This window comes from Desulfuromonas acetoxidans DSM 684 (assembly GCF_000167355.1).
Lineage (GTDB): Bacteria > Desulfobacterota > Desulfuromonadia > Desulfuromonadales > Desulfuromonadaceae > Desulfuromonas > Desulfuromonas acetoxidans.
The window spans coordinates 49,847-67,146 of sequence record NZ_AAEW02000011.1 but is presented as its reverse complement, the minus strand read 5'-3'; the positions used below and the strand labels follow the sequence as shown (position 1 = coordinate 67,146).

20 protein-coding genes are annotated in these 17,300 nt (G+C 48.6%); 2 read left to right on the top strand and 18 right to left on the bottom strand.

All coding sequences use genetic code 11. The features are described 5' to 3' along the window. Positions 1 to 48: 48 nt before the first annotated feature. Genes DACE_RS10400 through DACE_RS10390 form a run of 3 tightly spaced genes read right to left on the bottom strand, consistent with a single transcriptional unit; the run spans position 49 to position 2,897 of the window. Positions 49 to 1,185: a beta-ketoacyl-ACP synthase III gene (locus DACE_RS10400; protein ID WP_006001031.1), complete on the bottom strand. Its 1,137-nt coding sequence runs from the start codon at positions 1,183 to 1,185 to the stop codon at positions 49 to 51. An 8-nt stretch (positions 1,186 to 1,193) separates the two neighbouring features. Continuing rightward, complete coding sequence (locus DACE_RS10395) at positions 1,194 to 2,489, bottom strand: B12-binding domain-containing radical SAM protein (RefSeq protein WP_006001030.1); 1,296 nt, start codon at positions 2,487 to 2,489, stop codon at positions 1,194 to 1,196. 3 nt (positions 2,490 to 2,492) lie between these two features. Continuing rightward, positions 2,493 to 2,897 carry a pyridoxamine 5'-phosphate oxidase family protein gene (locus DACE_RS10390; protein ID WP_006001029.1) on the bottom strand — a complete coding sequence of 135 codons (405 nt, stop codon included), beginning with the start codon at positions 2,895 to 2,897 and terminating at the stop codon, positions 2,493 to 2,495. A gap of 106 nt (positions 2,898 to 3,003) precedes the next feature. On the opposite strand from DACE_RS10390, the gene DACE_RS10385 reads away from it, so the two are divergent. After that, positions 3,004 to 3,444 carry an acyl-CoA thioesterase gene (locus tag DACE_RS10385; protein ID WP_198912523.1) on the top strand — a complete coding sequence of 147 codons (441 nt, stop codon included), beginning with the start codon at positions 3,004 to 3,006 and terminating at the stop codon, positions 3,442 to 3,444. Next, positions 3,444 to 4,595 (top strand): acyl-CoA dehydrogenase family protein, encoded by a 1,152-nt coding sequence (locus tag DACE_RS10380; RefSeq protein WP_006001027.1) that lies wholly within the window; start codon positions 3,444 to 3,446, stop codon positions 4,593 to 4,595. Before DACE_RS10385 ends, DACE_RS10380 begins: the two co-directional genes overlap by 1 nt. 387 nt (positions 4,596 to 4,982) lie before the next feature. Here DACE_RS10380 and DACE_RS10375 read toward each other — a convergent pair whose 3' ends face one another. From DACE_RS10375 to DACE_RS17930, 15 genes are all read right to left on the bottom strand, one after another. After that, positions 4,983 to 5,330, bottom strand: a complete 348-nt coding sequence (locus DACE_RS10375; RefSeq protein WP_040367003.1) for a hypothetical protein — start codon at positions 5,328 to 5,330, stop codon at positions 4,983 to 4,985. Positions 5,331 to 5,367: 37 nt separating this feature from the next. Continuing rightward, positions 5,368 to 6,987 carry an IS630 family transposase gene (locus DACE_RS10370; RefSeq protein WP_040367002.1) on the bottom strand — a complete coding sequence of 540 codons (1,620 nt, stop codon included), beginning with the start codon at positions 6,985 to 6,987 and terminating at the stop codon, positions 5,368 to 5,370. 72 nt (positions 6,988 to 7,059) lie between these two features. Then, positions 7,060 to 7,383 carry a Mor transcription activator family protein gene (locus tag DACE_RS17380; protein WP_006001025.1) on the bottom strand — a complete coding sequence of 108 codons (324 nt, stop codon included), beginning with the start codon at positions 7,381 to 7,383 and terminating at the stop codon, positions 7,060 to 7,062. Positions 7,384 to 7,423: 40 nt separating this feature from the next. Beyond that, positions 7,424 to 7,711 carry a hypothetical protein gene (locus DACE_RS10360; RefSeq protein WP_040367000.1) on the bottom strand — a complete coding sequence of 96 codons (288 nt, stop codon included), beginning with the start codon at positions 7,709 to 7,711 and terminating at the stop codon, positions 7,424 to 7,426. 175 nt (positions 7,712 to 7,886) lie between these two features. Next, positions 7,887 to 8,951, bottom strand: coding sequence for a hypothetical protein (locus DACE_RS10355; protein WP_006001024.1), 1,065 nt, complete (start codon positions 8,949 to 8,951; stop codon positions 7,887 to 7,889). 23 nt (positions 8,952 to 8,974) lie between these two features. Then, a complete protein-coding gene (locus tag DACE_RS10350; RefSeq protein WP_006001023.1) occupies positions 8,975 to 9,274 on the bottom strand; it encodes a hypothetical protein in 300 nt (99 codons plus the stop codon). A gap of 227 nt (positions 9,275 to 9,501) precedes the next feature. Next, positions 9,502 to 10,617, bottom strand: coding sequence for a hypothetical protein (locus tag DACE_RS10345; protein ID WP_006001022.1), 1,116 nt, complete (start codon positions 10,615 to 10,617; stop codon positions 9,502 to 9,504). Beyond that, positions 10,592 to 12,412: a hypothetical protein gene (locus tag DACE_RS10340; RefSeq protein ID WP_006001021.1), complete on the bottom strand. Its 1,821-nt coding sequence runs from the start codon at positions 12,410 to 12,412 to the stop codon at positions 10,592 to 10,594. Before DACE_RS10340 ends, DACE_RS10345 begins: the two co-directional genes overlap by 26 nt. Before the next feature lie 86 nt (positions 12,413 to 12,498). Continuing rightward, entirely contained in the window at positions 12,499 to 12,753 is a 255-nt protein-coding gene (locus tag DACE_RS10335; protein WP_040366998.1) for a hypothetical protein, read from the bottom strand. After that, positions 12,753 to 13,211, bottom strand: coding sequence for a regulatory protein GemA (locus tag DACE_RS17375; protein WP_006001019.1), 459 nt, complete (start codon positions 13,209 to 13,211; stop codon positions 12,753 to 12,755). Before DACE_RS17375 ends, DACE_RS10335 begins: the two co-directional genes overlap by 1 nt. Positions 13,212 to 13,255: 44 nt before the next feature. Next, positions 13,256 to 13,534 carry a hypothetical protein gene (locus DACE_RS10325; protein ID WP_006001018.1) on the bottom strand — a complete coding sequence of 93 codons (279 nt, stop codon included), beginning with the start codon at positions 13,532 to 13,534 and terminating at the stop codon, positions 13,256 to 13,258. Further along, positions 13,531 to 14,511: an AAA family ATPase gene (locus DACE_RS10320; protein WP_006001017.1), complete on the bottom strand. Its 981-nt coding sequence runs from the start codon at positions 14,509 to 14,511 to the stop codon at positions 13,531 to 13,533. Before DACE_RS10320 ends, DACE_RS10325 begins: the two co-directional genes overlap by 4 nt. Before the next feature lie 84 nt (positions 14,512 to 14,595). Beyond that, complete coding sequence (locus tag DACE_RS10315; protein WP_006001016.1) at positions 14,596 to 16,506, bottom strand: transposase domain-containing protein; 1,911 nt, start codon at positions 16,504 to 16,506, stop codon at positions 14,596 to 14,598. A 17-nt stretch (positions 16,507 to 16,523) separates the two neighbouring features. Further along, positions 16,524 to 16,997, bottom strand: coding sequence for a hypothetical protein (locus DACE_RS17370; RefSeq protein ID WP_050770010.1), 474 nt, complete (start codon positions 16,995 to 16,997; stop codon positions 16,524 to 16,526). Continuing rightward, positions 16,990 to 17,280, bottom strand: coding sequence for a helix-turn-helix domain-containing protein (locus DACE_RS17930; protein ID WP_081449997.1), 291 nt, complete (start codon positions 17,278 to 17,280; stop codon positions 16,990 to 16,992). Before DACE_RS17930 ends, DACE_RS17370 begins: the two co-directional genes overlap by 8 nt. Between the last annotated feature and the right edge of the window lie 20 nt (positions 17,281 to 17,300).

The following is a 17,300-nucleotide window of genomic DNA, read 5'->3' as shown; positions in this document are numbered from 1 at the left end:
GACCATCTGGCAGGGGTTTTTTTTGTCACTATTGCTGTGGTCGCTGATTTAGCAGACCGTCAAAAGCATGTAGCATACGGAGAAGCGTCCGCTTTCCGGAATAAAACACAGCACGCGCTGTCCCTTCTTCAGACGGCCGGAATAAAACAGCTCTTCGAGTATGATATAGATCGAGGCTGCGCCGGTATTTCCTTTTGTTGTCAAGTTGGTAAACCAGCGATCATAAGGGATGTGAAAGCCCTGTTCCTGCATTCGGTCATAAAGCCGGGTCCGGAAATAATCGGATGAGTAGTGGGGCAGAAACCAGTCAACGCTCTCAGGTGTTAATCCCCGTTGTTCAGCAATGGGCAGCAACGCTCTGTCAACGGATGTCGGAATGATCTCTTCATTGAGTAATTTGACATCTTGCTTGATTAAAAAGGCATGATTATCCACGGCCTGCTCAATGGTCTCAAATTCGCGCCAGCCGCGCAGTTTTCCCTGTTCCTTGATGGCTCCGGCATACATGCACGGCTCAAATAGATGGGCACTGGAACGCTGGTCAATCCATTCAACCTTCAGCGAAATTCCCTCTTGGGCAGGGGTCGGTGAAATCTTGGCGGCACCTGCACCATCCGACAACATCCAGCGCAGAAAATCCGCATCAAAAGACAATACCGGCTGGTTTTGCAGCTGTTCCGCGCGCTCGTCTGAGATCTGGCCGCACAATGAGGCACGCATGAAAGATGAGGCGAGTTCCGAACCGGTGGCAATCGCACTGGGTGCTTCGCCTAAAGCCACCTGCATGCACGCTTGCTTCAGGGCGGTGACACCACAGATACAGATACCGGCAGTGGACACCACTTCGCACGGTCCTCCTTTAAGCTCACCATGCACCATGGAGGCGTGCCCCGGCATGATCTGGTCCGGCGATGAGGTTCCGCAGCACAGGGTGTGGATGTTGTGCGGATCGTAGGAACGCAACTGGCGAACTGCCTCGGCGGTCAACTCGGCATTGGTATGAGTTTGTTCCAGGGTGATTGGATCAATCGCATAATAGCGTTGTTCAATGCGATTGTTGCGCAGAATAATGCGCCGCGTACGCGAAGGCAGATCACCGACCAGTCCAAGCATGGCTTCCATCTCTTGGTTGGAAACCGGTTTATTGGGGAGGAACGATGCGAGGTCAGTGATGTAGGCGTCCATACGTGATCCTATAACTTCGCCTGGGCGTGGCAGGCACGCAACAGGTTGGCGTAACGGGTGTAAAATTCCTTTTCCGGCAAACGGGTCCGGGTGACCGCATTGGTCAACGTGTAATAATCGAGATTGTGTTCGGTAATTCGCTTTTTCATGCTGTCGTATATCGGGGTGCCCGGCAGTGGTGTCATGATTGTCAGCATGGGCAAGTCGATCTTATGACTGGTGATGTAGCGCTCCAGGGTGTCAAAGTCGTCATGACTGTAATCCGGGTCGACAATAAAATCACCAACCACGGTAATGTCCAACTCTTTGAGACGCAACAGTGCTTCATCATTGAGCGCCTGGGTTCCCTGTTTGTTCATCTGCGCGAGCCGTTGATCATTGATCTCTTCAAAACCGATGACCACGGAACGCAGGCCAATCTCTTTCCATTGTTGCAACAGCACGGGGTGACGTACCACAGTATCGGCGCGCACGTCAATCAAGTAATTCTTTTTAATTCCAGCTTGTTTGATCGCCCGGTAAAGTTCTTCCGCATGGGCCGGAGAACCAAAGGTGTTGGCATCCACCAGACGGATAAACGGAATGTCGGGTAAACTCTGCAGATCGCGAATCACCGCATCAATCGGCTGGGTCAGGTATTGGCCACCACACTGGCCGGCGATACAGCAGAACGAACAATTGAACGGACAGCCAAAGGCGGTGACGACAAAACCTAAGGACACGTTTAATTTAGCCAGAAAATAATCGTCTCGGTAGGATTCAATCAGGTCGTAGCGCGGAGCGTGATCAATGGGCTGATCAGTGTGGTTATAACGTCGTGGTGACCAAGATAATGGTTGCCCCGGCGTGACGCTGGCAATTCCCGGGATCGCAAAGTCTGACTGACTCTGTTCCAGATGCGTGACCAGTTGGTGAAAACTGTCTTTGCCAAGGCCGAGGACGATATAGTCAAACGGTTCTTCGTTAAAGTGTTCCGGGACATTGCTGGCATGAATTCCGCCAATAACCAAAGTTGCATCGCAAAGTGTACGTGCCTGTCTGGCCAATTTCTTGACCGTGTTGGCTTCACAGGTCATTGCCGTAAAGCCGATGATATCGGGTTTACCGGCATGAATTGTTTTTTGCAAATCCGTGTTGTCAGCTTTAAGGTCCAGAATCGTCACATTGTGGTCAGTGAGGCCGGCAGCAACAACTTCAAGGGCTAACGGTTCACCACGAAAGATCTGCTTTAGTGAATCGATGCCGTAACGCTCTTCGGGGATGCTGCGCCCGCAGTTGGGCGGATTGATCAGTAGAATATTCATTGTTTAACGAATGCTATCGAGCAAGGGGCGGATTTTCACCATAGAAAAACGTACCGCAGCGTGGATGGTTCGTGCAGCCATTTTCCCGGCTTCCTGTTCAACCCGTTGAATCATCTCCTCTTTAAACGGTCCGGTTTCTTCAATGGAGTCAACCGTGAGATAAAGGCGAGCTCCTTGCCAGTTGAAAATCACCGGTGCCGGTTCATAAATGCTGAGGACCGCGTGGGAGTTGTGTCGCAGATTCTCCAGACTGTGATTCTTGGCCAGGGCGATGTTAACATGCTGCGGGTCAGGCATCATGGCTGACCCAACAATGGCGCTATTGGGATTTCCAGCATGGTCAACTGTAGACAGGGTGCCGACACGCTGTGCTGTGTTGACAAAAGAGACAAGTTCTTCGGGGCTCATAAAACCTCACAACAGCTCAAAAAAGCATAAAAACATAACAAAAACGACAATTTCGTATTATAAATGTAAACCTTTGGTTAGGCCAAGACCTTTTATGGTTTTTTGTATGGAACCCGCTCAGGAGGAGTTCAACGTGGTTGCAAAGAGCAGTCAAGTCATTGTCCGTTATGCTGAAACCGATGCTCAGGGTGTTGTTCACCATGCCACCTATCCCATCTGGTTTGAAGAGGGACGTTCTGACTTTCTTCGTCAGATTGGTACCCCATACAGTACGTGGGAAAAGATGGGATATTTTGTGGTGGTGGCAGATCTGTCGCTACGCTATCTGGCACCGGCGTTTTATGAAGATCGGTTGATCGTTGAAACCTCGTTGCAGCGCCTGAAAAAACGGTTGATTGAATTTTCGTACCGGATTTTACGTGATGAAGAAGTGATTGTTCAGGGCAGCAGCCGCCATCTGATCGTGGGGCCGGATAAACAGCCTCGTGCCTTGGATGAGACCTTTTTTGAGCGTGTGACGCAACTTTTGCAGGAGCAGGAATCGTGATGATTAAAACTCTGAATGCAACACAACATCATCCGCTGATCGATAAAATCCGCCAACTGGCGGTGGCCCATGTGAAGCCCTATGCCGCCGAGTGGGATCGGGAAAATCGCTTTCCCATGGAGCATGTTCACGCCTTAGCCGAACATGGTTTGCTGGGGATCTGTGTTGATAAGCAATGGGGCGGTTTGGGGAAGTCTCTCCTGGAGATGGCACTGATTATTGAAGGGGTGGCGCGTTACGATGCCGGCATGGCTTTGACTCTGGCTGCACATAGTCTGGTGTGCGATCATGTGCAACGTTTTGGCTCTGAAGCCCAGAAAAACCGCTATCTTCCTGGCCTGGCTAAAGGTGAGCCTCTTGGGGCCTGGGCATTGGCTGAAGCGGGCAGTGGCAGTGATGCGGTCTCCATTAAGACCCGTGCCCAGCGAAACGGGGACGGCTGGCAGCTTAATGGTCGTAAAATGTTTGTCACTCAGGGATCGGTGGCCGGGCTTTACGTGGTCATGGCACGCAGTGGCGAGCATAAGAAGTCTGCGATCAGCGCTTATCTGGTGGAGCGTGATACACCGGGAGTAACGCCGTCCGCCCCTCTAGAGAAATTGGGCTGTCGCAGCTCCAATACCACGGCAGTCCATTTTGATCAGGTGCAGCTCGCCGAAGAGCAACTCCTGGGTGAGGAACACCGGGCACTTTCAGCCGCGTTTAGTCTGCTCGACCATGGTCGGGTGACGATTGCCGCCCTGGCCTGTGGCATTATGCGCGGTTGTCTGGAGGAATCGCAGCGTCATACAGCACGCCGACAGCAGTTCGGCACGCCGATCAACACGTTTCAGGCGGTGCAGTGGCCCATGGCCGATATGGCCACCCATTATGATGCGGCTTGGCTGCTGACGGCGCGAGCCGCCCAGTTGTGTGACGACGGACAAACCTGCGGAACCGCTGCGGCAAAAGCCAAACTGTTTGCCGGGGAGATGGCGGTCAAGAGCGCTGAGCGCGCTGTTCAATTGCAAGGCGGTTACGGTTACCTGAAAAACAGTTGTGTTGAGCGGTTTTACCGCGATGCCAAATTGTGTGATATCGGTGAAGGAACGGCTGAGATTCAACGGTTGGTGATTGCGCGGGAGTTGATCACTGCGCAACAAGAAAAGTAGGGCGGCTAAATTTCAATTGAGAATTTTCTGTATGCTCATCGCTCTGACGTTCATTGATTGCTCTCGGCGCTGCTGAATGGCAGAGCTTGGTTGCAAGATAACTCGCTGAAGGGTGGGCACCGTCCCACCCGTTAGGTTGGTGCGACAAAAGATATAGATCGCGGCTTTAGACAGTTATCAACTGTTTTATGTCAAAAATGATGAGTTGCACGATTTGCCGAGCTAAAGGGAGGCAAGCCGAATTCGTTAAGCATAACGGAAACAGACTCATTGTCGGTTGATCTAGGTTCATGTACGCGGACACTTAAAACGCAAAATTTGGACACTTAAAATTGAAAATTTGAACCGGTCATAAAATGGCCTTTTAAGACCTTTAAAATGGCCAGTTTAAGCTCTCCCTTCAAGCTTTGCCAAATACCTATGCAGAGCGCTTTTTGAAGGCACTCGTTCTTTCCCAAATAAACTGATCAATTTATTTCTGAGAGCTGCAATTGTCGTTGTTTCAGTTAAGCCAAGTATATATTTTTTCATCTCTGGATCCTTGTCAATTATGCTCTTAGATCCCTTACGGTTTAGAATTCTCGGATAGACAGGAATTCCAGCGAGTGGGCCACTCTCCCCAACCGATCTCAGTATTTCTTTCGACATATCGTTTAAGATCGATAAGGATTCATATGGTGTCACCGTGCCAAGTAAATTTCTTATCTTGCCTTCAACTTCATATCTATTCTTCATTTTTAGCCTCATGGTTGTTTGAACATAGAGATCTCATTCACATCCTCCGGAACAGGCCTCCAGGGAGATCGTCCGGCGTGAACAGCTCTTTGTCCCATATCTTATTTCCGGCGCGCCTTGGATTCTCAAGGAAATACGCGTTTCTCTCGTTGAGATACCTGGAGATTGCTCTCTGCATCTCTTCAACTGATTGATAATCACTATTGTATATGACGGCCTTTCTAATATTCCTGAAGGTTGATTCAACAACATTGAGGAACTGGGCATTAGATGGTAACGGGTAAACGTTTACCTTCGGGGTAGAGTCCCGTTTTGAATTCGCGTTTGCCGTTTCAATCCACTCGTTGACCTCTTTAGCGCTGTGGCTTGAAAGCGAGTCCCATGTCAGGCAGAGGCGAGAATAAGCGCTGTAGCGTTCATGAAGCTCCTGAAGCAACGCAACAATAGCTGAGGCCGTCTTACCCTTGATGTACTGATAAATCACTTGGTTTGTCTGGGCCTCCAAAGCGGCGATCAAATAGACAGCCCCTTTGTCTGGTTGGTACTCTGGAATAGTTCTAACCTGATCTGGTGCAGTTAAGACTTTTCCACCATATTTTTTCACTTTCCAAGGCCCAGCTTCGTCGATGAAGAAAAAGGCATCATTGGGCGTCAAGCAATGCAAGACAGTGATAAGTGTTTTCACCTTCTGGCGGTAAAGCGGATCATTGCTGGTCAGCATTGTTCTAGCACGCTTCCATGTATAACGAGCGTCCTTAATAACTCGCTTTAAAGCTCCTTTTGCAAGGTGTTCGCCGTAAAGCTTTTCATATGCCTGAATGATGGATGGCAACGTCCAGTTAGAGCGATTGATGTCAAAGGTCATTGGTGGTGAATGGAGGATATCGACAACTCTAACCCTCTCCAAGTTCCTCTTCTCAATCATTGCCTGAGACTCGTATTTAACCTTGACGATAGAAATTCCTTCCTTCTCAAACCTTTCATGCCATCGAAAAATTGTTCTCCTTGAACGTTGGGTTTTCAACATGAGTTCCTGGAGAGAGCATCCCTCATTCATAAGAAGTAGACCAAGGGCCTTGGCACAACAATTACGGTGGGTTCCAAGCAAGTGTCCATTCAGTGTGTTCTTCTCGTCCTCGGTAAGCCGTCTGGGCAATTTCAGAATAAGGTTGCCACCATCGGCAATGCCAATTACCTCAGTTATCTTGTTAGAATATTCTTTTACTTCAGCCGTAAAGACAGGATTCATTTGGACAATTAAATTGATCTGGTGCAGAGCCAATAAAGGATTTTTGAGATTGATTTCTATTTTTGCTGACAGGGTTTTCCCTGGATCCGGCACAAGAGCAGTTATTGCCTTCCTGTTTTTTTCATCTTTCTTCAGCTTCCCAAAGTTTGGTACCAGCCCACGCAATCCTTTCTTCCTGTGGGCCTTGATCCATCGATATAGCGTCCTAAGGCTGATACCGGATTCTTCCGCAAACTTGATTTGTGCCGCTTTTATGCGGAAATCTTTCTTGAGCCTCTGCCTTTCCTTGCGTAGAAATTTTTCAAAGGCCTTGATGACTGCATAGCGGTTTTGAGCTCTGATGCGATTATAAACTGGGACATCCCGTAACGTTTGGAAGACCAGATATTCTTTAATATCCTCAGCCATAACAACCTCCCTGTTTTCGTGGGCCTCATTCTTACATTGTAGCGAACAGGAGGTCATTTTCACCCTATGGTTCTAGCCGCCCCAAACACCTTCTTCTCTGCAGCGCTCAACAATCCGATAAATTTGTCGAATCGTAAGTTTATATTTCCTGGCTAGAAAACTATGATTTGAACCATCGAATTCATTCCATAGTTCCCAATCTCTCTGGCTGAGAGTTAAGGCCATTCCTTTTGGAATATAAACTTCTGTACCGCCATTATCCTGTCGAACCACCTCAACAGCCTTCAGGGCTGCCTCACGAGCCTCTTTCGATTTGATCCCGACTCCTTCCAACTCTCTTTGAATAGTCGTTGCCATCTTGAGCAAAAATTCAACACCAGGTCTTTTCTTTGCCATATAATTGTCTCCTATTCTGGTCTACGTTTTTCGTCTCGTATCAGGAATAAAGCCGCTCATATGTAGAGTTGCGAAGCAGCCAGTCAACCAGATCTGGGAATGTGATCCGACGTTCATTTCTCAATGTAATACTGGCCAGGGTATATGGTTTCTTTGGCTGCCCGGTCTCTGGATCCACCTCGTGTTCTACGATCATGCGCCGTAAGGTTTTCTCACTTTTAACGCCTATTAGCGTCTGCACTTCACCCGGCGTGTAGCTTGGTCGTACTGGCAGGTCTGCAACTTCAATCAATTTCCGCAGTTTTCTTTCTGCTTCCCGCTTTGTCATGGCTACTCCATGTGGATAGTTAAAAAAATGGCGAGAGGGGGCAGCCGTAGCTGTGGACTCTCGCCAGTTCCATGACAGACCATCTCCACTCACTCAGACTGATTGATGACAAAATGCAATCAGTCCTGGATACCGTTTCTATGGTCTGCCTAGCTCGAAATGGTACCTGCTCTTCTTATTGAAGTTGACAAACTCCCAGTTCAGCTAAGCGTTCAACTTCGGCAGCAGCAGCCTTGTCGATAAAGTCTCCTCCATTTTCAAAGCTGAAGAGGAGGCCTTCAGTTCCAGCTTTAGCTTCGCAACCCTTAATAAGGAAACCCGGCAATCGCAATTGCTGGCAGGAATGGTCAAGAATTGAAGGGCGATCCTTCCGACGATTGATGGCTTCAAGAGCCACTTCGATGCCGAAGAGATTTTTATAGCTCTCTTCAACGATCTGGGCTGCTTTGACGTATTCAGCACCGATTTGCTCAGCACGCCAAAGGAGGTGATAGTTCACCAGGTCAGCAAAAAGAACCTCAAGCCTGTCTCGCTCTGTTTGCTCAATATCGAGCATCCGCCTCAAACCGGAGATGGTTTGAGCTTTTCCATTGGCATAGGCCATGGATTCCTCTTGTTGGGACTCAATTTGTTTTTCAATTTCAGCCAATTGCTCATTGACGGCATCGAGAGACTTGGCATCTCCTTGATTCATGGCGAGACTGGCCAAGAGGTTTTCCTTTTGTTCGCAAAGTTCCTGATGTTTTTCCAGAGCTTTGTTTTCCGTTTTCATCAGGACTTTATTTTCTTCAATCGCGGTCTCAATTTTCTCGATCTGCGCGGTCTTCGATGAGATTTTTTGCCGGAAATACACCAAATCATCCGTGGTAACGGACATGCCACTACGCGCTTCCAGTCTCATGTTGTCAACACGCTCTTTTTTTTCTTCGTAATTAGGAAGCAGCTTCGAAATTTCACTTTCAATCTCTGCTTTCTGTGCCATCAGACCTTTTATTTCTTCCTCAAGCTTGGCATTGGTTTGTTTTATTGCGTGGGAAACGACAGCTCCTCTTTGCGCTGTTTTATCGCTCAGGAGATGCTGAGTCTGGGAGAGTTTTTCCCGCAATTCTTGTACTGGTTTTTCAGCGGTTCTGAAGTCAGATTCAGCCTGAGCTAATCCATTTAAAAACTGATGGCGCTGATCAATTTTTTCCTGAATGGTGGTTTCCACGTCTTTTCCCTCAACTTGCTTGTTGGCCATTGGGCTTTTCCTTTCGTTGTCGGTTAAACTTTGAGTGTTAGGTCAGCTGAGAATCCAGGTTGACTTGCTTCTGAAAAAGAGGCTTCACAAAAATCAGTACCACCATCAGAATGAATTTTTTCGAGCACCGAAAAGGCTATGCCGATCTGATCCCAGTTCAGCTTGTGCGCCGAATTCACACCGAATGCTCCCTTTAAGCTGTCGGTAAACTTTGCCTCGTCAACTCCAACGAGTTGACGGAATTTATCCAAGCTCTCCAGAACGCGAAACCGCTGTTCTTCCAACTGCAGATTTTTCTCATCAAACTTGGTTACTACTGTCATAAAAACTCCTTTTCTGTGTTATTATTGGTTAACGCATGTGACGCGGTGATATTCTCCCGGCCGTAGCACTTACCTCTGGTAAGGAGCGCTATGTGGGGTTGCCGATTTATCGGAATGGGAGGCCCCACCATGTGTCAGTCTCTTCAGGGAGCGTTATTCACCAGGGGGGCCACCCTGTCATGAAGTGAATAACGCGTCGGGATGTGAGCCGTCCCGGCCTTGTCCCTCTATTTCGTCACCATCCCAGAATCTTCGAGCTGCTGAATAAATCGACCCGCGTCATTTTCATGCATTGATATTGGTACAGTGGCTCCGCTTGGGCCTTGGAGCTTAACTGTCATCTGCTTCGCTGGACTTTTTAGACCCATTGCGTTGGCAACTTCGGCAGCAACCGCCTGAACTTGGCCTTCGGTCATAACTTTTCCCGCCTGATCAGCCATCAGGCGCAACTCACCGGTGATCTGCTTTGCTTGCTGTTGTAGATCATCATAGCTGGCGGCATCGGCTAAGGCGTTTTTGACGCTGGCTACAGCAGCTTCCTGCATTCCTGCAGCCATATCGCGATAATAGTTTTTGAAATAACTTTTGAACCCACCATCGTAATTTCGTGCTGTATTCATAGCGTCAGCGTATTCTTTGCCAATGCTGGACAGGTTCCAACCACCCATGACCTCGGCAGCATTCGCGCCAGTGATGGCAACGCCACCAAGGCCATCGCGAAACTGTTGCTCTCGTTTTTCACGGCGCTCTGCCGATTCAGCGGCCATCTTCTGGTTGTGGGTGAGTTTCTCCACTTCTTTACTGGCCTCTTTGGCCGCATGTCCGATATCACGCATTCCTTGAGCGGCCCGTTTTCCTGAGCGTTCGCCTTCTTCACCAGTTCGCTTGATTTTTTCATGGAGCCGATCAAACGCGGAGTCGGTCCCATTGGTGGCTTTGGCCAAATCATTTTCAGCGGCAATGACATCGTTATGCGCTTCGATGGCTTCCTGGCTGTCTTTGCCGTAAAGACGGGCCGCCTCGTCGTACATGCGGCGACGGATCGACAGAACCTGCTCGGCGTGTTGTTGCTCAGCTTTGGCTTTTTCGTAGTCGAATTCTTTCTTAGTAAGCAATTCATCTTGAAGTTCTTCTTCCAGGGTGATCAGGCGCTGGTCGAGAGAATTCTTGAGGGCCTGTTCTTCGTTATCCAAAGAGGTTTCAACGGCATCAAGTTGGCGGGATTTCAACTGTTCGACACTATCCAGGTAGGACTTTTCAGCACTGAGTTTTTTCTTAAGAGCATCCTCGTAGCCTTCTTCACCCTTATTCAGTTGATCAAGAAGCGTCTTTGGCTTCGACATAGGTCTCTGCAAGCTTGTCAACGTTCTGCTTTGCCGCTTCGACCGGATTTTTGCTGTTTGCCAAAGCTTCATTCAGCACACTCTGTTTTCGTGAAGCCTCAAAAGCCTCAACACTAAGATCCCCGTATTTTTTCTGAACTTCGTCAACATATGTGGCAATTGAAGCAAAGGATTCAACCCGCTGTTCTTGTAATGCTTTTTCCGCTGCGGTCATCTGGCGGGTAGATTCAGTAACCGCCTCATAAGCTCCTACCTTCTCGTTGTAAACAAGGACGCCGTCTTTCTCTAATTGGTAGAGATGTTCCTCATTTTCAATCAGGATTCCCGTTTCTCGACTGATCTGCTGGATTTTCTCAGCAACGGCAGCATGAAGATCGGCGTATTCGTCGATCAACGGAAGCGTGGATTCCATGATCTTTTCACTCTCGGTCATGAAGGGGAGTGCCTCACCAATTGCATATCCAACAGAAAAGAGAGCTCCGGCCAAACCTGCTTTACCAAGGGCATTATTGAGCTTAGGCAAACGGCTATTCGCCATTCCAGAGCTCAACAACTCTGGTGTCTTGGCCATCGACATATCTTTCATAATGGTGCTAACGGTTTTGATCGTTTTTGCCGTCTTTCCCAAAGCGAAAACCAATCCACCTGCACCAATAAGTGCTGTGACAAGCTCTTTGTTTTCGATTGTAAACTCAATGACATCACCAATAGCCGTGGCAATTTCCGTTGCGAATTCTCCGATCTCGTCAGCATTTTCGCTGATGATATTGGCTACTCCTGTCATCGCTTCAGTTAAGTCTTCGTTGTTGGCGACCGCGTTGTGCACACTGGCCTGAACCAATTGCAGAGCACCGTTGTAGGTATTTGAACTCGCTGCGGCACGGCCTTGGATGGCGTCGGATTGTTCCAGGAGAACGTTGTAACGAATCTGTGCCTTCTCGATGTCTGTAAGCGTTTTCCATGCTTTTCCGCTGGCATTATTGGCTTCATACCAAGACTTGACGTATGTTTCGTTAAGCGTAAGACCCAAGTATTCCGATGCTTCCGCCTCACCACGCAGTGCCGCTGTGACGCGTTCGATACCACCTTCGAGATCTGTTTTTCCTGCCGACAAATCCGCCGTACGCTGGATGAGGATATTCATTTGCTCAGCGCTCAGGCCGAGACGCTTCGTCATATCAATGGTTCGTGCGGCTGCGTTAGCAACATCGGATTCAGAATAAATCCGTAAATCGGCAGAAAGCTCTTTGATTTTCGACTGCCAGGCATCCAGTCCACCCGTGTTTTCAAATTCTCGACTTGCAGCCTGTACACTTGAGGTCAAATTGAACTGGGCCTGCTCTGCGTCTCTGCTGGCAGTTGATATCGTTGAATAAAGTCCGGTGATGGTCCGAAGTCCGACATAGGCGGCAACAAGATTCTTGACACTACCTGCCATTCGGCCTGTGATTTGTTGGCCACTCTCCAAAGAGGCGTTCATCTTTTTTTGTTGGCTATAGAGTTCAGCAGTCTTTCGTTTAAGATTTTCTGCAGCCTGGCTCAGTTCCCGTCCGGTTAGTCCACCGGAGTTTTTGAGGATCTCGTATTGCCGCTGGAGTTTGCGCGCTTCAAGATTGATTTGCTGTAGAGGTCGCACATCCAACGCTTTACTTGCCTGTGTAAGCTGTTCGGTCCAGCCTGTGGCTGTTGTTTTCAGCTTGGCCAAGTCAGCCTTTATTTGTTCCGTTCCTCTTTTGACATCTTCTGTTGAGAGAGTTGCTCTCAGTTTGAGGTCTTTCCCTTTATTTCCAGGCATACAGCGTTCCTTTCTTTTTTCAGATCACAACCACCAATCATAATGGTGTTTAAACCCCGTTTAAATTCGCCTGTGTTCGACGATCTTTAAAAATGCCTACCTCGCCAAAGGTCTGTGAATTCAGAAGCCTCCTGACGGCTTTCTTCCATTTCGGCTCTGAAGGTCAGCAAAAGCTGTCTGCGCCATGCCGCGTTATACTTTTTCGAAGGAACATAACGGCTGATCTGCCAGCCACACAGCAGACAGCGCACAACCTGAAACTTGCCCTTGTACGCATTCTCGTGAAAGCAATGCAGATTGGGGCGTTTGGCCCGGCAATGGCCGCAAACAGGTTCAGGCATCAATGCACACTCCCGGCTTGTGTCTTCATGGCCTTGAGCGCCGAGATTACTTTGGTGGCAGATGAACGCTTAAGAAAGCGTAGATCCGCGACTCCGGCCTGACGCATGAGAAACTTTCTCAGAGCAGCATCGCGGCGATCCGGTTGGACTCGTGAGACCTGATTCCACAAGCAGCAGATGTACTTGAGCTGCTTCGGTGTTGCATGGTCCGGGCGGTTGCCAAAGCTGGAGTAGTCATGTTCTTGTTCCCAGATTCCAGCCTTGATAGCTTCCTTCTTAAAACAATCAATAACGCCACAGGCTTGAGTTTCATTTAGCTCTTTGCTGCTGGTTACACCAAAGGCGTCATATAAGGTGCCACGGTAGATCGACTCATTGAGTCCAAGAGCCTCTTTAAGTGTATGGATCATCTTGACCTGCTGTTTCGTGATGGGCCTGATCTCCTGTTTTGTTCTCATGCCGACCTCCTGATTGTTTGTGCAATGTTCAAAGCAACACCTTGCTACGCTGCCTTTTCAGTCAATGGACACTCAGCTTGTTTTCGCTCTTCTCCATGACGAATATAGTGCTCCATGTCTTCAGCTTTCTGGGCGATCTCCGTTACATCTCTTTTGACCAATTCGATGACATCAATCCAGTCGATAGGATCTCCTCCATCCGATGGTCGACCATCTTCACCCCAAGCGGCTAACTCAAGTGCTCTCAACATCGAACGCAGTTTCGAGAGCTCGCAGTAGATACCACAGGCCTGTTTCTCCGCTTTATTCCTGTCGAAGCTCATGAATTCGCGCCCCCTAAGTCGTGCCAAGCTGCCCGGATATGCTCCAGCTGAACTGCTTCGTTATCACCAGCGGCAAACATGGTTGCCAAACGTAGGGTCTTGACCACGCCGCGAAGGGCACCTGGCTTCTGAGATATTTCGTAAAGAGCCTTCTGCTCCTGGTCACCAGCAACTGAGAAACTGTTGGCCACTGCGACCACATCTTCTTTGCGTGGCTTATTCAATCTCAGCCGTTTTCCCAACCTTGAAAAAAGCTGGGCAAAGGTGGCTGATCGTGAACCGCCAGTCAGACGGGCATAGACAGATTCATTTCCGACCAGTGCAAGCCCAACCCCTGTGGCATCGTGTAAAGATCGAATGGCTTCCAGGGAATTAACATTTAGGTGCTGAGCTTCGTCGATAACAAGCAACCCTCCGGTGCCACTGAGCTTCCTTACCAGTTCTCGTTGCAATCGAACGGCACGCCCTGGAATTCCACGCAGCCCCAACACCTCAGCAATCTCCTCCAAGGTTGAGGCAACACCACCGTGTGCCGGACTCATCGTGACAACCCAGACATTAGGGCTTTGCTCTGCGTATGCTTTTAATGTGCAAGTTTTTCCCAAGCCTGCACCTCCGTAGATCACAGCGATATCACCAGCGAGCTGTGCATAGGTCAGGACGCTTGTGACCTTTTTAGCGGTTGGAGTGTCAATCCATTCTGGGGCTTTGGGAAACACCATAGAAACTTCTGCCTTCCGACCTCTGGCTGCCAACCATTGATTTAATTTGGCTTCAACGGCTTTGTTATCGCCCTTATAATTGCCTTTTAACCAACTCGACAGCACAGGAGCCGTCAGTCCCGCTTCGCGTGCGATTTGGGATTGCTTGATTTCTTCGTTGTCCAAAACTTGTTGAATTTGCGTCTTAACTGAAGGCTGCAGTTCTGCCTCGTTACCAAAGTCAGGACTTAAAACTGTTGCTGCTGAATTATCCATCTGTTAACCTCCAATAGATTCAGTTTGAGGTGACTTCGTCACCTAGTGCCCGGTGGGATGCGACCCCAACCGGGCATTACTTTTTTATAGCAAGCTCTTCTTTGCCGGTTTCATCATGGCAACGGCGCGATCAAACCGGTCACCGCTATCCGACAAGCCTTGCTCAAATTTCTTTTTCTCGAACACGGCTTCAACAATTTTCGCTTCAAGAGGCTTTGGTGATTCAACTTGCGGCAGACTTTTTGATGCCTCTCTGGCTGAAATTCGAAGCTCAGCCTTTTCAGCTTCTCGTAATGCTTTTTTGCGTCTGCGTTTTTGCTTAGCAACCTCTCTTGCTGCTTCACGATCATTGAAGCCAGCAGCCAGAACACATTCAGCTTCAGCAACCCTTCGCCCATCCAAGGTGTAAACCAGGACCTCACCATGCATATTTGCCGGATCGAAACGGGCAACAAGTTTTTGCCCCTTGTAATGGGACAACTCTTCGCACCAGTACCGGTTATCCATGATCTTGATCGAGCCGTTGTTTTTGTTGGCCGTAACCGGTTCTGGTGACAATAGCCACAGGGATCGCTGTTCCTTTGTTGCTTTTTTTATCCGGCTGACCTCGTACGATTCATTGAAGACTTGATCACAGCTTCTTCCATTGCAGATCTTTGTTCGACGGCCAAGTCTGGCGTTGAAGGCCGCAACTTCTGCTGTGAGAATTTCTTCGAATTCTGCTATGGGGATGGGGGTTCCCTTAGTGCCGCGCCCTGAAAAACTCGGGTGTTTATCGGTATATTCACCGATGCCGCCGATACCAAAGGCACGCTCAACAGGCTTTGCCTGACCATGAGCAGGGGTTGCCCAATGGACTTCAGCGCCCAGCTGAGGAATGAGCCCCAAAGGCTCATCTTCTGAGACCTTAAAGCGGTAGCGGTTTTTGACACCTCCGGTCACATCTTTATTAGCTGCAGCACGGGTGTTATCGAGCCAGAACTTTTTCGGAATGCCATAGTTTTCAACCAGGTCACCGATTGAAAGACGAATTGAGTCCTTGTTTTCAGAAACGTCAACCCGCCAGGCGAGGAGCTTGCCGGAATAGATGTCTTGCCAGAACCAGCAAACAGGACGGCAGACTTCTCCAGATTCAAAGCGGACATATTTAAAGAAGGTGTAGCCATCTCCATTTACCGCTTCCAAAGCATGGAAAACGGAGCGATCCCGCTCTTGCGCTGGCAGTGTCTTTTTATAGGCATCTTCACCATCACGAAGTAGCGTGATCAAATCCGGATGGATCTCTTTGTTCAGTTTTCTTTGGAGCGTCTTGGAACTGGGGATCACCCATCCAGGCTTCGCGCCTGCACGTTCAAGGCGCTCGTAACAACTTGACCAGGTTGGCCTTTCGCGACGCAAATAATCTGCCTTGATGTAATCCCACGCTTCAGGGCTGACTTTTGAATCCGTTTGGCGTCCGGTATATCCATCAACCAGAGCGGGCAACCAGTCTGCTTGATCAACACCGTTAATTTTTTTCAGCCAATTCCCAAGAGTATGAAAACTGACCTTTGTTCTTCCTTTAAAGACTTCAACAACCTGCTCTTTGGCTTCTGTTTTCTTCCATCCATTAGAAAGTAATGTGGTACACATTTGCACTGCCTCAAGACGAACTTGAGCTGCCGCTTTAGCCTTGTCTGTTTTACGGCTGTAATAGTCCCAAAGAATGTCTCTACTTTCGTGTTCAGAATTATTTTGATTTGGCTGAAACTGACGGCTAACGAATAATTCGGGATATCTCTGTGCCAATGGAGCCTGTGACTTGGGCGGGAGTATCGAGTAGTGGAATTCAGTTGCCTTAGAGCCGTTACGTTGACGGGACTTGTTAGCGAAACTTTCTGCAAACTTCCCCAAACGGTCCAAACAACGTCTTTCAGTCGTTGGCAGACCTGGAAGACCTTCTTCACAATATTCTTTTGCGGTTCCCCAACCGGAATTGGCTAAAGTATTTCCCATGTGTTCGCTGGCTCCGCTTAGCGTCGCCCCTCCATTTCTTTGAGGAACTGTTCACGCTTGCGTTTCTCTATACGAATTTGCTTTTCTTCTTCCGAGAGCTTATGTATCTCAGCTCTAAGAGCTTCTGGCCCAGGCAAGCAAAACATCCCTCCAAGTTCTGAGAGTATTTGGATTGATTCTCGGCTCTCTGTAGCGGAGCAAAAGGCGGGGAGATACTCAGCTGGTATGCGATGACCTTCTTTTGATTCACTAGTCCATGAATCAATCATGAACTTGGTTATTTCAATCCCAAGCAAATGAGACATTCGGCCAGCGATTTCGAATCTTGAATATCCTGAATCTTTTATTGCTTGCGTTAAAACGTGACAGAATCGAGAATGAATATTCATCGACCCTTCACTTGGCGTGCTTCGACGAAGTTCCTCAGATTCTTTTATGAGGTCAAGAAGGGATAACTGGCCATCGTCTACGGGGACATGCCGTTTAGTCATTGCACCTCCTTTTCGCTCTTGCTACTCTTACAAAGCGATAAGGAGAACTATCATCCGAATATCTTGATGGCCATATTATGTGTGGAGAAACCCCTACAATGTTTGCAATGATTTTCTCCATAGCAGCCCAACGTCTCCGAAAAACATTGCTTGGAGATGTTGGCGCATAGCCATGTTCTCTGGCTATGCGAGACAGTGAAAAGCCTTTTTTCTCAAGAGCGGCTTTAATATCAGCCGGATGCCAATCACTAGGAAAGGAACTTTTTTTCTCAGTATTTTTCATAACGCGTTCCTAACGAGCCA

Coding starts and splice junctions, on each gene's coding strand:
- DACE_RS17370 (WP_050770010.1), bottom strand. CDS start 16,997: ATGACTAAACGGCATGTCCCCGTAGACGATGGCCAGTTATCCCTTCTT.
- DACE_RS10350 (WP_006001023.1), bottom strand. CDS start 9,274: ATGACAGTAGTAACCAAGTTTGATGAGAAAAATCTGCAGTTGGAAGAA.
- DACE_RS17375 (WP_006001019.1), bottom strand. CDS start 13,211: ATGAGAACAAAACAGGAGATCAGGCCCATCACGAAACAGCAGGTCAAG.
- DACE_RS10340 (WP_006001021.1), bottom strand. CDS start 12,412: ATGCCTGGAAATAAAGGGAAAGACCTCAAACTGAGAGCAACTCTCTCA.
- DACE_RS10315 (WP_006001016.1), bottom strand. CDS start 16,506: ATGGGAAATACTTTAGCCAATTCCGGTTGGGGAACCGCAAAAGAATAT.
- DACE_RS10360 (WP_040367000.1), bottom strand. CDS start 7,711: ATGACAAAGCGGGAAGCAGAAAGAAAACTGCGGAAATTGATTGAAGTT.
- DACE_RS10375 (WP_040367003.1), bottom strand. CDS start 5,330: ATGAAGAATAGATATGAAGTTGAAGGCAAGATAAGAAATTTACTTGGC.
- DACE_RS10355 (WP_006001024.1), bottom strand. CDS start 8,951: ATGGCCAACAAGCAAGTTGAGGGAAAAGACGTGGAAACCACCATTCAG.
- DACE_RS10335 (WP_040366998.1), bottom strand. CDS start 12,753: ATGCCTGAACCTGTTTGCGGCCATTGCCGGGCCAAACGCCCCAATCTG.
- DACE_RS10390 (WP_006001029.1), bottom strand. CDS start 2,897: ATGAGCCCCGAAGAACTTGTCTCTTTTGTCAACACAGCACAGCGTGTC.
- DACE_RS10320 (WP_006001017.1), bottom strand. CDS start 14,511: ATGGATAATTCAGCAGCAACAGTTTTAAGTCCTGACTTTGGTAACGAG.
- DACE_RS10345 (WP_006001022.1), bottom strand. CDS start 10,617: ATGTCGAAGCCAAAGACGCTTCTTGATCAACTGAATAAGGGTGAAGAA.
- DACE_RS10380 (WP_006001027.1), top strand. CDS start 3,444: ATGATTAAAACTCTGAATGCAACACAACATCATCCGCTGATCGATAAA.
- DACE_RS10325 (WP_006001018.1), bottom strand. CDS start 13,534: ATGAGCTTCGACAGGAATAAAGCGGAGAAACAGGCCTGTGGTATCTAC.
- DACE_RS10395 (WP_006001030.1), bottom strand. CDS start 2,489: ATGAATATTCTACTGATCAATCCGCCCAACTGCGGGCGCAGCATCCCC.
- DACE_RS17930 (WP_081449997.1), bottom strand. CDS start 17,280: ATGAAAAATACTGAGAAAAAAAGTTCCTTTCCTAGTGATTGGCATCCG.
- DACE_RS10385 (WP_198912523.1), top strand. CDS start 3,004: ATGGAACCCGCTCAGGAGGAGTTCAACGTGGTTGCAAAGAGCAGTCAA.
- DACE_RS17380 (WP_006001025.1), bottom strand. CDS start 7,383: ATGGCAAAGAAAAGACCTGGTGTTGAATTTTTGCTCAAGATGGCAACG.
- DACE_RS10370 (WP_040367002.1), bottom strand. CDS start 6,987: ATGGCTGAGGATATTAAAGAATATCTGGTCTTCCAAACGTTACGGGAT.
- DACE_RS10400 (WP_006001031.1), bottom strand. CDS start 1,185: ATGGACGCCTACATCACTGACCTCGCATCGTTCCTCCCCAATAAACCG.